Here is a 13,265-nt window from a genome sequence, read left to right on the forward strand (position 1 = left end):
GCTCGCAGCGGTCACCACGCTGTTACAGGTCCGTGAACACTGAGAATGAACGGCGTCCACTCCAAGTGGCGCCGGCGCGGCACCCGTGCGGTCCGGCACCGACGGCGCCCGACCAGTCCTGGCTCGGCTCAGATCCCGTCGGGGAAGGCGACCACCGAGAGGAAGCGGATCGGCAGCTCGATCAGCTGCACCGGGCCGTGCGCGCCCTCCCCGTCCAGGGTCAGCGAGTCGCCCGGGGCCATCCGGTAGACCGACCGCCCGTGCCCGTAGTCCATGACGCCCTCGACCATGTGCAGGAACTCGGTGCCCGGGTGCTGGAACATCGGGTACACCTCGCTGTCCTCGCTCAGCGTCACCATCAGGCACTCCAGTCGCTTGTGCTCCCCGCGCAGGGCGCCCAGCAGCTCGTACGAGTGGCCCTGCTTCGTGCCGTTGCGGGTGATGGTCGGGCCGGAGCCGGCCTTGGTGAACGACGCCTCGCGTTCGGCGTCGGCGCCGCGGATCAGCGCGGTGACCGGCACGTCCAGCCCGGTGGCCAGCCGCTGCAGCGTGTGCAGGCTGCAGGAGGTCTGCGCGTTCTCGATCTTCGAGAGCATCGCCTTGGAGATGCCGATCCGCTCCGCGAGCTCGGTGACCGAGAGGTCGTAGCGCAGCCGCAGCGACCGGACGTTCTGCGCGATCGCCGACTCCAGCTCCAGGTCGTCCCCGGTCTCGCCGCGGACGCGGTCACGGGCGGTGCCGGCGACGTTGCGGATCAGGTCGTCGTGCGCCCCGGGCGCGTCGGACATGGACATGCACATGAGCCTAGAGCCCCCTCTTCCCTCGGGTGAGCAGGTGCTCCAGCGCGGCGGCCAACGCCACCGCGCCGGCCTCCGCGTCCGCGTCCTCGGCGTGCTCGTCCGGCGCGTGCGAGACCCCCGATGGGTTGCGGACGAAGAGCATCGCCGCCGGCACGTGGTCCTTCAGCACTCCGGCGTCGTGGCCAGCGCCGGTGGCCAGCACCGGCGCCCCCGGCAGTACGGCGCGGAGCTCGTCGCGCAGCGCCGGGTCGAAGTCGACCGTGGAGCTGAAGGACTCCTCCGCCATGGTCGCGGTGCACCCCTGCTCGGCGGCCGCCAGCTCGGCGGCGGCCCGCACCTGCTCGACCAGGCCGAGCGTGGTCGCATCGTCGGGATGCCGCACGTCCAGCCACAGGTCGACGCGGGAGGCGATCACGTTGGTGCCGCCGGGTGTCGGGACCAGCCGGCCCACCGTGGCGCGGGCGTCCGGGACGCCGCGGGCCAACCGCTGCACCGCGACGACCAGCTGGGCGGCCGCGACCATCGGGTCCCGCCGGTCCGCCATCAGCGTGGTGCCGGCGTGGTTGCCGACGCCGGTCACCGTCACCCGCCACCGTCCGTGGCCGAGGATCGAGGAGCCGACGGCCACCGGCCGGTCCAGGTCGACCAGGCCGCGCCCCTGCTCGACGTGGAGCTCGACGAAGGCGCCGATCCGGCCCAGCGCGGCCCGGTCGGCGCCGACGTGGCGGGGGTCGCCACCGGTGGCACGCAGCGCGTCGGCGTAGGTGGTGCCGTCGGGATCCTTCAGCGCGAGCGCCCGCTCGGGGGTGATGGCACCGGTCATCAGCCGGGACCCGAGGCAGGCGACGCCGAAGCGGGAGCCCTCCTCCTCGGGGAAGACCGCGATCGCCCGCGCGCGAGTCGTGTCCCCGTCGAGGTCCCGAGCCGCGAGCAGGTCGAAGGCGACCAGCGCGGAGGCGACGCCGAGCGGACCGTCGTACGCGCCACCGCCGGGGACCGAGTCCAGGTGCGAGCCCGTCACCACCGCGTCCTCACGGGAGCCCGACGGTGCGTGCCACGCCCAGATCACGCCGTTGCGGTCGGTCTCCACGTCCAACCCGCGCTTGCCGGCGTGCGCGATGAACCACTCCCGCAGGTCCAGCTCCGCCGTCGACAGCACCGGACGCGAGTAGCCGCCGCGGACCGGATCACGACCGATGTCGGCGATCTCGGCCAGCAGGCCGGCGACCGAGTCCCCCGTCGGCGACGCGGCGGTCCCGGGGCTCGGCGTCACCGCATCTCCCCCGCGCCGACGTACGGGTGCAGGCTGGTCAGCGGGCGCCCCTCGGCGAACCGCTCCAGGCGGAAGTCCGCCGCGGGGATGTCGGCGTCGGTGCTGTCGCCCTCGAGCAGCAGGTCGGCGACGAGGTCGCCGACCGCCGGGCTGATCTTGAACCCGTGGCCGGCGAAGCCGGCGGCGAGCACCAGGCCGGCGGGGCCGACCGGCGCGATCACCGGGTTCCAGTCCGGCGGCACGTCGTAGACGCCCGCGTAGGAGTGGGTGATCGACGGGTCGGGGAAGCCCGGGAAGCGGTGCATGACCTTCTCGGCGTACTTCTCGATGCTGGCCTCGCTGGCCAGGTTCGAGTAGTGGTCGGGGTCGACGAACCTGTTCTCGGGCTCGTCGTGGTCGCTGTTGCCGACGAGGAACTGACCGGTGCCCTCGATCCGGCAGTACTGCAGGCTGACCAGGTCCGACACCACGGGCAGGTCGACCAGCGGGAGGCCGGCGTCGACGATCAGCAGCTCGGACCGGTAGCCCTCGACGGGGAAGTCGACGCCGACGTCGGCCAGCAGCTTCGCCGACCACCAGCCCGCCGCCACGATCACCGCGTCGGCCTGGAGCACCTCGCCCGAGGCGAGCTCGACGCCGGTCACCTTCTCCCCCTCGGTGAGCAGGCGCGCGACGGCCGTGTTCTGGCGCACGCGGGCACCCTTGTCGCGAGCCACCTGGCCGAAGTAGAGCGCCAGCTGAGTGGCGTCGGCGTACCCGCCGCGCGGCTCGTAGGCGACGGCCGAGACGTCGTCGACGTTCATCATGGGCCACATCGGGGCGAACCGGTCCACGTCGACCATCTCGGCCTCGATGCCCAACGCCTGCTGGGCCGCGATGTTGGCCCGCAGCGCGGCCTCGTTCTCCTCGCCGACGATCACGCTGTAGCCCACCTGGCGGAACCCGACGGTGGCGCCGAGCTTCTCGAACAGCGGCACCCCGCGCCAGGCCATCGCGGCGATGGACGGTACGCCGTAGTGCGCGCGGACGATGCCGCTGGACTTCCCGGTGCCGCCGCTGGCCAGGCTGTGGCGCTCCAGGACGAGCACATCCTCGATGCCCCGCTCGGTGAGGGCGCGGGCGATCGAGAGGCCGATCAGACCGCCGCCGACGACGATGACGCGCTTGCCGGACATCGGATCAGAATCCGCCCTGTCCGGGGATCCAGCTGGTGCCGGCGAGGGGGACGCGGGCCATGGCGGCCGCCTCGATCGTCACCGCCACCAGGTCCTCGGGCTCCAGATGGGTCAGGTGCGCCTTGCCGCAGGCGCGGGCGATGGTCTGCGCCTCCATGGCCAGCACCCGCAGGTAGTTGGCCAGCCGGCGGCCGCCCTCCACCGGGTCGAACCGGGCGGCGAGCTCGGGGTCCTGGGTGGTGATGCCGGCGGGGTCCCTGCCGTCCTGGAAGTCGTCGTAGAAGCCGGCTGCGGAGCCGATCCTCTCGTACTCGGTCGCGTACTTCGGGTCGTTGTCGCCGAGCGCGATCAGGGCGGCGGTGCCGATGGCGACCGCGTCCGCGCCGAGCGCCATCGCCTTGGCGACGTCGGCACCGGAGCGGATGCCGCCGGAGACGATCAGCTGCACCCCGCGCTCGGCCTGGCGGTGCACGCCGAGCTCCTGCAGCGCCTGGACGGCCTGCGGGACCGCGGCGAGCGTGGGGATGCCGACGTGCTCGATGAAGACGTCCTGGGTGGCGGCGGTGCCGCCCTGCATGCCGTCGACCACGACCACGTCGGCGCCGGAGTGCACCGCCAGCTTGGTGTCGTAGTACGTCCGGGTGGCGCCGACCTTGACGTAGATCGGCTTCTCCCAGTCGGTGATCTCGCGCAGCTCGGCGATCTTGATCGCGAGGTCGTCCGGGCCGGTCCAGTCGGGGTGGCGCGACGCGCTGCGCTGGTCGATGCCCTGCGGCAGCGTGCGCATGCTCGCGACCCGTTCGGAGATCTTCTGCCCCAGCAGCATGCCGCCGCCGCCGGGCTTCGCACCCTGGCCGAGGACGACCTCGATGGCGTCGGCCTTGCGCAGGTCGTCGGGGTTCATCCCGTAGCGCGACGGCAGGTACTGGTAGACGAGGTGCTTGGACTGGCCGCGCTCCTCCGGGGTCATGCCGCCGTCGCCGGTCGTCGTGGAGGTGCCGACCTCGGAGGCGCCGCGGCCCAGCGCCTCCTTGGCCCGGCCGGACAGCGCACCGAAGGACATGCCGGCGATGGTGACCGGGGTGTCCAGGTGCAGCGGGTACTTCGCGTGCCGGCCGCCCAGGACGACGTCGGTGCCGCACTTCTCGCGGTAGCCCTCGAGCGGGTAGCGCGACATCGAGGCGCCCAGGAAGAGCAGGTCGTCGAAGTGGGGCAGCGCCCGCTTGGCGCCCCAGCCGCGGATGTCGTAGATGCCGGTCTCCGCGGCCCGTTGGATCGCGGCGATCGCGCCGCGATCGAAGGTCGCGCTCTCGCGGAGGCCCCAGGTGTTCGTGCTCATCAGTAGGCCCCCGTGTTGTCGACGTGGAAGTGGTACAGGGTGCGGGCGGAGCCGTACCGGGTGTAGTCGGCCGGGTCGTCCTCGGTGAACCCGGCGGCCTTGAGCAGGCCGGCGAGCTCCTCGAGGTGCTCCGGACCCATCTCCTTGGCGACGCAGTCCGCGCCGAGGGAGGCGACGGTGCCGCGGACGTAGATGCGGGTCTCGTAGATCGAGTCGCCGAGCCCGTCGCCGGCGTCGCCCCGGACGACCACGCGGCCGGCCTGGGCCATGAAGGCGCTGCTGTGTCCGACGTTGCCGCCGACCACGATGTCCACGCCCTTCATCGAGATCCCGCAGCGCGCGGCCGCGTCGCCCTCGACCACGAGCAGGCCGCCGTGGGCGGTGGCGCCCGCGCTCTGCGAGGCGTTGCCCTTGACCACGACGGTGCCGCTCATCATGTTCTCGGCCACGCCGGTGCCGGCGTTGCCGTTGACGACCACCTCGGCCTGCTGGTTCATGCCGGCGGCGTAGTACCCGACGTGCCCCTCGACCGTCACCTTGACCGGGGCGTTGAGGCCGACGGCGACGTTGTGGGCGCCGAACGGGTTGGTGATCGTGATGTCGGCCCCGCCGTCGAGGAGATCGGGAGCGTGCAGGGCGGTGTTGACCTCGCGCAGCGGCGTCGCGGTCAGGTCGTAGGTCGTCATGCGGAGACTCCCTCGAGGATCGGCGCCGCCGCCGACTCGCCGGTCGGATCGCCCGCCGAGTCGACGGACGACCCGACGGACGACCCGCCGGTCGACGCGGTGCGGGTCCACGCGTAGATGACCTCGGGCTCGGGCTCCCAGATCCGGGCCGCCTCAACGCCCGGCAGGTGCGCGAGGGCACGGAACTCGCTGGCCATCGCCACCCAGTCGTCGGTCTCGGCGATCACGGCCGGCTTGCAGGCGATGGCGTCGCGGACCACGGCGAACGAGTCCCGGTGGGAGACCAGCAGCGTGTAGAAGCCGTCGAAGGTCGCGCAGAGCTCCTTGAGCGCGGCCTCCACGTCCTTGCCCTGGGCCAGCTGGTGGGCCACGAACCGGGCGCCGACCTCGGTGTCGTTCTCGCTGTCGAACTCCACCCCGGCGGCGCGCAGCTCGCGCCGGATGGTGGCGTGGTTGGAGAACGAGCCGTTGTGCACCAGGCACTGGTCCACGCCGACGGCGTACGGGTGCGCGCCTGACGGCGTGACCGCCGACTCGGTCGCCATCCGGGTGTGGCCGACGCCCTGCCAGCCCTGGGCCCGCGAGAGGCCCCACGCCTCGGAGAGCGTCCGCGGCGCGCCGACGCCCTTCAGCACGGCGAGGTCGGCGCCGAAGCCGGCCACGAGCGCCTGCGGCACCGCGGTCCGGGCGGCGGCGAGGAGGGCCTCGCTGTCCGCGTCGGCGGTCAGCAGGTACGTCGCGTCGAGCACCTTCACGGTGACCGGTGAGCCGAGGGCGTCGGTGACCGCGACGGCGACCTCGTCGGCCGGCGCGGTCACGTCGAGCAGCGAGACCGCGCCGTGTCCCGGCGGGGTCCACGCCGGGTCACCGTAGACGGCGACTCCGGCGGAGTCGGCGCCACGGTCCTGCATCTCGCACAGCATGCCCGAGAGCAGCTCGCCGAGGCGGGGGTGGAGATCGGGGTTGCGCAGGTGCAATCCGACGATGCCGCACATAGCCGTGTCCTTTCTCTGGTGGCGATTCAGGCGGCCCGGTCAGAAGGCCGTGAGGTAGCGGTCGAGCTCCCACGCGCTCACGGCGGCGTGGTAGTCGATGAACTCGCGGCGCTTGATGTCGGCGAAGTAGTCCGCCACGCCCTCGCCGGCGGCGTCGAGCACGCCGCTGACCACGTCGTCGGCGCGCATCAGGTCGATCGCCTCGATGAGCGTGTTCGGCAGCTCGCCGTCGGGGCCGCTACCGACCGGTCCGGGGTGCGCGCCGCGCCGGATGCCGTCCAGCCCGGCGCCGAGCGCGCCCGCGACCGCGAGGTAGGGGTTCGCCGAGGCGTCGCCACCGCGCATCTCGATCCGCTGGTTGTCGGGGACCCGGATGTAGTGGGTGCGGTCGTTGCCGCCGTACGTCGGGCGACGCGGGGCCCACGAGGCGCCGGAGGCGGTGGAGACGGCGCCGGTGCGCTTGTAGGAGTTCACGGTCGGGGCGATCAGGCCCTGCAGCGCCTGGGCATGGTCGAGGATGCCGGCCACGAAGCCGTAGGCGGTCTCGGAGAGGCCGAGCGGGTCGGACCCCTCGCCCGGGAAGACCGGCTCGCCGGCGGCGGTCAGCGACAGGTGCAGGTGCAGCCCGCTGCCGGTCCGGTCGGCGAACGGCTTGGGCATGAACGTGGCGATCATGCCTCGCTCAGCCGCCATCACCGACAGCAGGTAGCGCAGCGTGACGACGCGGTCGGCCGTGGTCAGCGCGTCGGCGTAGTTGAAGTTCTGCTCGAACTGCCCGTTGCCGTCCTCGTGGTCGTTGGCGTAGTTGCCCCAGCCGAGCTGGTTCATCGCCGAGGAGATCGAGGTCAGGTGGTCGTACATCCGGTAGACGCCCCGCGCGTCGTAGCAGGGCTGGTCGGCGGTGTCGTCCGGGTCCGCCGTCGCGATCGAGCCGTCGGCGTTCCTGCGGACCAGGAAGTACTCGACCTCGGCGCCGACCCAGGGCTTGAACCCCATCTCGGCGGCCTCGGCGATCACCCTCTTGAGGATGTTGCGCGGCGCGAACGGCCACGGCTCCCCCAGGACGTGCGGGTCGCAGTGGACCAGCGCCAGGCCCTCCTTGACGAACGGGATCGGCGTGAACGACTCCACGTCCGGGATCGCCATCACGTCCGGGTCCTTCGGCTCCTGGCCGAGCGCGCCCACGGCGTACCCCGCGAAGCCGACGCCCTCGGACGCCAGCTCGTCGACGGCCTCGACCGGGACCAGCTTCGCGCACGGCTTCCCGCGCAGGTCGACGAACAGTGCCAGAATGAACTTGGTGTCCGACTGCTCGGCCAGCTCCCGCAGTGTTTCCACGGCCGATCTCCGTTCCGGTTTCTTGTCTGGAATCGCTGTACACCCCTAGTAGACAGTTGGGGTATTACGTACCCGTTACACAGCGATGAGGTTTGTGGTTCGGGTGGCTCCGGCCGCGGTCAGGCGCGCAGGTAGGGCACGACGTGGTGCCGGTAGTCGATGAAGCCCTTGTAGGTGGCCAGCGGCTCGGGAAGCTCCTCGATCACGGTGGCCAGCTGCGCGGCCCACGCCGGGATCTGCTTGATCTCGTCGAGGGAGGCCATGTAGGTGCGGATGTTGAAGGTGACCGTGCCGGTCATCGGCAGCCGGATGAAGTGCTCCACCTCGAGCCGCAGCTGGAGCGCGCCCCAGTCCTCCTCGCGGATCAGCTCCGCGATGTCCGTGCCCCACTCGGGGAGCTCCTCCAGGCTCACGTCGAGCTTGCGCGACCCCGAGGCCGACAGCGTCCAGTTCACCCGGCGGAAGACCTGGTCGGCCGGGACCCGGCGCAGGAACTGCTCGGCCCGCGCCGTGATCCCGGTGTCGTTGAAGCCGGGGACGTTGTGGTGGATCTCGTACATGTCCATGCCGACGTCGAACGAGACCGACCAGGCCGCCGCGAAGGTCACCGCACCGGCGTCGAAGTAGAGGCGGCCGTCCCGTTCGGTGACCAGCAGCAGGTCGTCGGGGATCTCGCGAGCCAGGAAGTCGAACGGACCGCGCGGCAGTGAGTCCCACTCCCCCAGCACGAAGGACTGGTCGGTGCCCAGCAGGTCGTTGCGCCAGTGGAAGCGGCGCGGGTCGTCGTCGACGCCCTCGGTCAGGTGCATCAGCTCGGGGTAGGACGCGTCCAGGTCGCGCAGGTAGTAGAGCAGGAGGTCCCACGCGGCCAGCTCCATCCCGGGGCGCATCTTCACCCGGTGCGGGTCCTCGTCGAGGATCCGCCGCCGGTCGGCCATGATCGCCGGGTACTCCGCGCCGCCGAGGTCGCAGATGACCCGTCCCCACTCCCCCGCGGCGGTACGCCGCGGGGTCATCGCCGGATCCACGTTGACCGTGTACCGGAACGCGCCCAGGTCGTCGGGGAACGGCCAGGGCAGCCCGCTGGTGTGGTCGACCGGCTGCGCGAGGTAGGCCTCGGCGGCGGGTGTCAGCGGAGCCAGCGCGGGACTCTCGGGGCTCTCGGGCACGTGCAGGGTCACAGGTCCACCTCGATCGTCGATCCGTCGGTTCCACGGGAGACGCAGCACAGGAGGCTGTCCCCGCTCTCCTTCTCCTCGTCGCCGAGCACCAGGTCACGGTGGTCGACCAGGTCCTGGCCCGGGGCGCCGAGCAGCCCGATCCGGCACTCGCCGCAGACGCCCTGCCGGCACAGGCTGGGCACCGGGTAGCCGGCACCGTTCAACCGCTCGAGCAGGGAGACGCCGGGCGCGACGTCCAGGCGCTCGCCCGTCGACGCGACCACGGCGGTGAACGGGCTGCCCGCATCCAGCTCCGGCGCGGTGAACCGCTCGAGGTGCACGCGCGCGTCTGGCCACCCGGCCTCGGCGGCCAGGGAGAGATAGCTGTCCAGCAGCGGCATCGGGCCGCACGCATAGGCGTGGGTCCCCAGCGGCTGGTCGGCGAGGCGGTCCTTCAGCAGATCGATGGTCCCCTCGACCGTCGTCGCCTCGAAGAGCCGGATGCCGGGCGCCTCGGCCAGCTCGGCCAGCTCCTCCAGGTGCGCGGCATGACCGGGCCGGTAGGAGTAGAGGATGTCGGCGGTCCCTCCGCGCGCGGCCACCGCCCGAGCGTGGGAGAGCACCGGCGTCACGCCGATGCCACCGGCGACGAGCAGCGCGTGGCGCTGGTCGAGGATCGGCGCGAACATCGAGCGCGGGCCCTCGATCTCCAGCAGGTCACCCGGCCGGAGGTGGTCGTGCAGCCAGTCCGAGCCCCCGCCGTCACCGCGGCGCATCACCGAGATCCCGTACGACGTCGGCGCCATACCGTCGCCGACCAGCGAGTAGGCGTTGCGCTTCTCGCCCGCGGTCACCACCAGGTGGCTCCCTGGCTGGTACGACGCCAACGGAGCCCCGTCGGGCGCCGCCAGCCGGAAGTGGGTGATCGTCGGGGTCAGCGGCACCACGTCGGTGACCACGAGGGCTCGGGCCTGGGTCCGGTAGGCCGGGTGGCGGTGCCGGTTCAGCTGGACCTGCCCGTCGGCGCCGGTCGGAAGGGTCGCGGTCACTCGGTCACCTCGCGTGCCCGGGAGTCGGAGGCGAGGTAGCAGCCCATCGCCGTGGCGAGCAGGTCGTGCACCTCGAGCAGGCGGGCGCAGCCGGGGCACTCGACCAGGCCGCCGGGCTCGCCCACCACGCGCCGGATGTCGCGGCAGTGCGCGCAGTAGACGGGCAGGTCGTCGGCGTGCGTGACGCTGACCTGGATCTCCACCGGCAGCGCGCCGTGCTCGCGCAGCAGGGCGACCGCGCGGTGGGCGTCGTACCGCCCGCCCACGACGAGGATCCGGACGCCGACCCGGGCGGAGCCGGCGACGTCGGCGAGGGTGGCGAGATCGGAGGGCGCGTCGATGTCGTCGAGCACCGCGAGCGTGGTCGGGGCGACGCCCTCGGCCAGCGTCGTCCACTCCCGGGCCACCCGGGCGGTCTCCGCGTCGGCGCCGATCGCAACCACCAGGAAGGAGCGCGCCCTGGTGTCGATCGTGGTGTCGACCGTGGGCGTCGCGCTCATGCCTGCCGTCCCGCCGCGAGGAGCCAGGCCGCGGCGCGGTCGCGGTACTTGATGATCCCCTTGTAGTCGGCCATGTCCTCGGGCAGCTCCGCGATCACCGTCGCGGCGCGGACCCGCCAGGGCTCGACGGTGGCGAGCTGGTCCAGCGGCAGCAGGTAGGTCCGGATGAGGAAGCAGATCGCTCCGGACTCGGGCAGCCGGATCAGGTGCTGCACCTCGACCCGGAGGTGGACCAGGCGCCCGAACGTCTCGTCGTCGACGCGCTGGATCATCTCCCGGTCCGGGCCCCACTCCGGGTAGAGCTCGGTGGAGACGTCGAGCCGCCGACCGATCGTCAGCGTCCAGTTGGTGCGCCGGTACGGCTGGTGGGGCTGGAGACGCTTGAGGAACTCGTGGGCCCGGGTGATGACGCCGAGCTCCCGCAGCCTCGGCACGGGTCCGTGGATCTCCAGGAAGCTCATCCCCACGTCGAAGCCGAAGCTCCAGTCCGCCGCGAAGGTGACCACGCCCGCGTCGCCCCAGAGCGCGTCGTTGCGCTGGTCCAGCAGGACGATGTCCTCCTGGACCTGGCTGGCGATGTAGGCCAGCGGCTCGTCGGGCAGGGTGGCGTCGTCGCCGTAGCGGAAGTCCTGGACCACGCCGAGCAGGCGGTTCTCCCAGCGCCAGGCCCGGGCGTCACCGGTCTGCTCCGGGTCGCGGGACAGCGCCATCTGGTCGGGATACGCCAGCGCCATCTCCTGCATCAGGGTGAGCAGGGTGTCCCAGGCGGCGCCGCGCATGTGCGGCAGCACCGCGTGCCGACCGGGATCACGGGCCAGGATCTCGCGTCGCTCGGCCAGCTCGGCGGCGTACTCGACGTCGATGTCGACGACGGCGGTGCCCCACTGGCCGGCGGGGGTGAGCACAGCGCCGCCGGCGGGCTCGACGTTGGTCGAGTAGCGGTAGCGGTCCTCGGGGAACGGGAACGGGAAGCCGGTCACCAGCGGATCGGTGGCGGCGGTGTCCAGTGCGGTCATCAGAGCGGAACCTCCAGGCTCGGGCCGTCGGCGCGCGAGACGCACGGCATGATGGCGTCGCACGCCTGCTTCTCCTCGTCAGAGAGGAACAGGTCGCGGTGCAGCGGGGTGCCTGCGGAGACCGGGATGCGGCACTCGCCGCAGACGCCCTGGCGGCACAGGTTCGGCACCGCTACGCCGGCGCCCTCGATGGCGTCGAGCAGGCTGGTGCCCGCGGGGACGTCGAGGGTCGTCCCGGTCTCGGTGAGGACGACCTGGAAGGGATCGCCCGGATCGAGCGCGTCGATGCCGAAGCGCTCGGAGTGGATCCTCGAGGCCGGCCAGCCGGCCTCGGTCGCCGCCTCGGTGACGCTGTCGATCATCGCGCCGGGACCGCAGACGTAGACGTGCGTGCCCAGCGGCTGCTCGGTGAGCACGGTCCGCAGGCGCTCGGCGAAGCCGGCGCGGTCGCCGAAGAACTCGCAACGGTCGCCGGCCAGCTCCTTGACGTCGTCGACGTGCGCACCGTGCCCCTCGCGGAAGGCGTAGAGCACCTGGACGTCGCGGCCCCAGAGGCGGGCGGCGCGGAGGTGGGAGACGACCGGCGTGATGCCGATGCCGCCGGCGACGAGCAGGTGGCGGGTCGCGGCGGCGATCGGCGGGAACATGCTGCGCGGCAGGTGGGCCGCGACCCGGTCGCCGGGCTCCAGGCCGTGGACCCATGCCGATCCGCCGGCGCCGTCCTCGACCCGCAGCACGGAGATCGCGTACTCGTCGGGCGCGATCGACTCGCCGACGAGGCTGTAGGCGTTGGCGCGGCCGCCGCAGTCGATCACCAGGTGGCTGCCGGGGACGAACGACGGGAGCGGACCGCCCTCGGCGGCGCGCAGGCGCACCGTGCGCACCGCGCGCGCCGCCTCCTCGACAGCCGCGACGACGAGCTCGATCCGGGTGCCGGTCACGAGGCGGCCTCCTCGGCGTCGATCTGGAAGCCGAGGAACGTCCCGGTGCGCCTCGACACGTGGTAGTAGACGAGCAGCCGGCGCGCGCAGCCGGCGCAGGGGACGACGTCGTCGATGCCCGCCGCCGATGGCGTGATCGCCCCGCAGTGGCAGCACTGCACGGCGACGGGCCCCGCGGCGGTCGGCGCCACGTGAAGCTCGTCGTCCTCCACCCCGGCGCGGACGGCGACGCCACGCAGCGCGAGGCAGTCGCCGACCGCACCCGCCACCCGGACCCGTACGCCGACCCGGGCCGCGGCCAGCGCCGACGCCAGGCGCACGCCGGCGTCCGCGTGGTCCTCGGCGAGCACCGTCTCGACCGGAACGTCACCCCGGGCCGCACGGATCTCCCGGCGCCAGGCCGCCACCTGCTGGGCACCGTCGGGGCCGACGCCGACGAGGACGTAGGAGGTCCCGGTGGCGTCCGGCGCCGGCGAGACCGCCGCGTTCGGGACGGCCCAGGGCGGCACGCTGGTGTGCTCCAGGCGCGGCATCAGAGCAGCGAGGCGTCGCGGTGGCCGGCGTAGAACGCGAGCGCGTACGACGGGGTGGAGAAGTAGATCTTGGAGCCCTTCGGGAAGAAGATCGCGTCCTTCGCGCGGGCCACCATGCTCTGCCCGGTCTCCTTGTTCTCGAGGAGGAACTCGCCCTCGAGCACGACCTTCATCTCGTCGTAGTCGTAGACGTACAGCAGGGGCTCGTCGGTGCTCTTCAGCTCGAAGAAGCCGCTGCACATCACGCTGCCGGCGGGGTTCTCGTACACGTCGGCGATGAACCCCTCCGTGCCCGCGTACTCGGGCTCGTCCATCTTGGGGAGGTTCTTCCAGGCGTCGGAGATGACCTGGAACGGCGCCTGGGTCGTGGTGCTGTCCATGGATGGGATCCGTTCTCTGCGAGGAACTGCTGACAACCACCATGAAACAGAGCGCGTGTTTCGGCGATGTTGATCCGGCG

Annotated in this window: 14 protein-coding genes; all 14 read right to left on the reverse strand. The window is 72.3% G+C overall.

Annotated elements, in window-relative coordinates; all coding sequences use genetic code 11:
- Positions 1–128: 128 nt before the first annotated feature.
- Complete coding sequence (locus E8D34_RS08850; protein ID WP_240771239.1) at positions 129–794, reverse strand: XRE family transcriptional regulator; 666 nt, start codon at positions 792–794, stop codon at positions 129–131.
- Between the two features lie 10 nt (positions 795–804).
- Positions 805–2,073 (reverse strand): allantoate amidohydrolase, encoded by a 1,269-nt coding sequence (locus tag E8D34_RS08855; RefSeq protein WP_136594250.1) that lies wholly within the window; start codon positions 2,071–2,073, stop codon positions 805–807.
- Positions 2,070–3,248 carry an FAD-dependent oxidoreductase gene (locus tag E8D34_RS08860; RefSeq protein ID WP_136594251.1) on the reverse strand — a complete coding sequence of 393 codons (1,179 nt, stop codon included), beginning with the start codon at positions 3,246–3,248 and terminating at the stop codon, positions 2,070–2,072. The genes E8D34_RS08855 and E8D34_RS08860 overlap by 4 nt, the downstream gene beginning before the upstream one ends.
- A 4-nt stretch (positions 3,249–3,252) precedes the next feature.
- A complete protein-coding gene (locus E8D34_RS08865) occupies positions 3,253–4,587 on the reverse strand; it encodes an FMN-binding glutamate synthase family protein (protein ID WP_136594252.1) in 1,335 nt (444 codons plus the stop codon).
- Positions 4,587–5,273 carry a protein glxC gene (locus E8D34_RS08870; RefSeq protein WP_136594253.1) on the reverse strand — a complete coding sequence of 229 codons (687 nt, stop codon included), beginning with the start codon at positions 5,271–5,273 and terminating at the stop codon, positions 4,587–4,589. Before E8D34_RS08870 ends, E8D34_RS08865 begins: the two co-directional genes overlap by 1 nt.
- On the reverse strand, positions 5,270–6,268 hold the full coding sequence (locus E8D34_RS08875; RefSeq protein WP_136594254.1) for a glutamine amidotransferase: 999 nt from the start codon (positions 6,266–6,268) through the stop codon (positions 5,270–5,272). The genes E8D34_RS08870 and E8D34_RS08875 overlap by 4 nt, the downstream gene beginning before the upstream one ends.
- Positions 6,269–6,307: 39 nt before the next feature.
- Positions 6,308–7,606: a type III glutamate--ammonia ligase gene (gene glnT / locus E8D34_RS08880; RefSeq protein ID WP_136594255.1), complete on the reverse strand. Its 1,299-nt coding sequence runs from the start codon at positions 7,604–7,606 to the stop codon at positions 6,308–6,310.
- 119 nt (positions 7,607–7,725) lie between these two features.
- On the reverse strand, positions 7,726–8,787 hold the full coding sequence (locus E8D34_RS08885) for a DUF3445 domain-containing protein (RefSeq protein WP_206056632.1): 1,062 nt from the start codon (positions 8,785–8,787) through the stop codon (positions 7,726–7,728).
- The gene (locus E8D34_RS08890) at positions 8,784–9,815 is read right to left on the reverse strand and encodes a PDR/VanB family oxidoreductase (RefSeq protein WP_206056633.1); all 1,032 of its coding nucleotides are present in this window, start codon (positions 9,813–9,815) and stop codon (positions 8,784–8,786) included. The genes E8D34_RS08885 and E8D34_RS08890 overlap by 4 nt, the downstream gene beginning before the upstream one ends.
- Positions 9,812–10,315, reverse strand: a complete 504-nt coding sequence (locus E8D34_RS20735) for a dimethylamine monooxygenase subunit DmmA family protein (RefSeq protein WP_168929378.1) — start codon at positions 10,313–10,315, stop codon at positions 9,812–9,814. The genes E8D34_RS08890 and E8D34_RS20735 overlap by 4 nt, the downstream gene beginning before the upstream one ends.
- The gene (locus E8D34_RS08895; protein ID WP_168929379.1) at positions 10,312–11,331 is read right to left on the reverse strand and encodes a DUF3445 domain-containing protein; all 1,020 of its coding nucleotides are present in this window, start codon (positions 11,329–11,331) and stop codon (positions 10,312–10,314) included. The genes E8D34_RS20735 and E8D34_RS08895 overlap by 4 nt, the downstream gene beginning before the upstream one ends.
- Complete coding sequence (locus tag E8D34_RS08900; RefSeq protein WP_136594256.1) at positions 11,331–12,272, reverse strand: PDR/VanB family oxidoreductase; 942 nt, start codon at positions 12,270–12,272, stop codon at positions 11,331–11,333. The genes E8D34_RS08895 and E8D34_RS08900 overlap by 1 nt, the downstream gene beginning before the upstream one ends.
- Complete coding sequence (locus E8D34_RS08905; RefSeq protein WP_136594257.1) at positions 12,269–12,805, reverse strand: dimethylamine monooxygenase subunit DmmA family protein; 537 nt, start codon at positions 12,803–12,805, stop codon at positions 12,269–12,271. Before E8D34_RS08905 ends, E8D34_RS08900 begins: the two co-directional genes overlap by 4 nt.
- On the reverse strand, positions 12,805–13,185 hold the full coding sequence (locus tag E8D34_RS08910; RefSeq protein ID WP_136594258.1) for an ethanolamine utilization protein: 381 nt from the start codon (positions 13,183–13,185) through the stop codon (positions 12,805–12,807). Before E8D34_RS08910 ends, E8D34_RS08905 begins: the two co-directional genes overlap by 1 nt.
- Positions 13,186–13,265: the final 80 nt, after the last annotated feature.

The organism is Nocardioides sp. GY 10113, from assembly GCF_004919105.1.
Lineage (GTDB): Bacteria > Actinomycetota > Actinomycetes > Propionibacteriales > Nocardioidaceae > Nocardioides.